We start from the raw sequence: 733 nt of genomic DNA, 5'->3' as shown, positions 1-733 counted from the left end.
TTGCCATACGCCTTAGGCATCTCGCTCAAATCCAGATAGGCATCAGTACCGGCCAAATCTTTTTCGGTGAATTTATTGAAAGAAACCACACGCCATTTGGCGGCTAGAGTAGGTTGCGCCGTTTGTTGAGTTTGTACCTGCGCTTTAGAGGCTTGTTCAGGCTGAGATACTGAAGGAGATGTACAAGCTGCCAAAACTACCACACTCATTAATGCACCGAATAATGTTTTCATATCTATTCCTTGTTTATTGCTAAAGGCCGTCTGAAAACTATCCACCTTCAGACGGCCTTTAAGCCTTATTTACAAAGTTGTATCCAATGCTTTGGAAATATCGTTCCAAATATCGTCAACGTCTTCAATACCGACAGAGAAACGCAGCAGGCCGACTTTGATGCCCATTTCCATTTTCACATCATGCGGTACGCCGCTGTGGGATTGGGAATAGCAATGGTTGACCAAACTTTCCACGCCGCCTAGGCTGGAAGCCATTTTGACCAGTTTCATGTTTTTAATCACGCTATTGGCCGCTTCACGCGTGTCGTTTTTGAGATAAACCGTAACCACGCCGCCGATGCCTTTGGGCATTTGTGCTTGGGCGAGTTCGTAATGTTCGTGAGATGGCAGGCCGGGATAGAACACTTTTTCAATGGCAGGATGAGCTTCCAGACGGCGCGCGATTTCGAGTGCGTTTTGGCAATGGGCGTTCATGCGCAAGGCCAATGTTTTGATAC

General features: G+C 46.9%; 1 protein-coding gene and 1 pseudogene. Both read right to left on the bottom strand.

From position 1 onward, the window contains the following. Positions 1-233 (bottom strand): annotated as a pseudogene (locus tag ACTHS3_RS16345) (META domain-containing protein); the annotation flags it as partial. 69 nt (positions 234-302) lie between these two features. Then, a partial coding sequence (locus tag ACTHS3_RS16340; RefSeq protein WP_440368551.1) for a PLP-dependent transferase occupies positions 303-733 on the bottom strand: 431 nt, incomplete at its 5' end.

This window comes from Neisseria sp. P0009.S007, from assembly GCF_051962515.1.
This window is presented reverse-complemented; position numbering and strand designations above follow the sequence as displayed.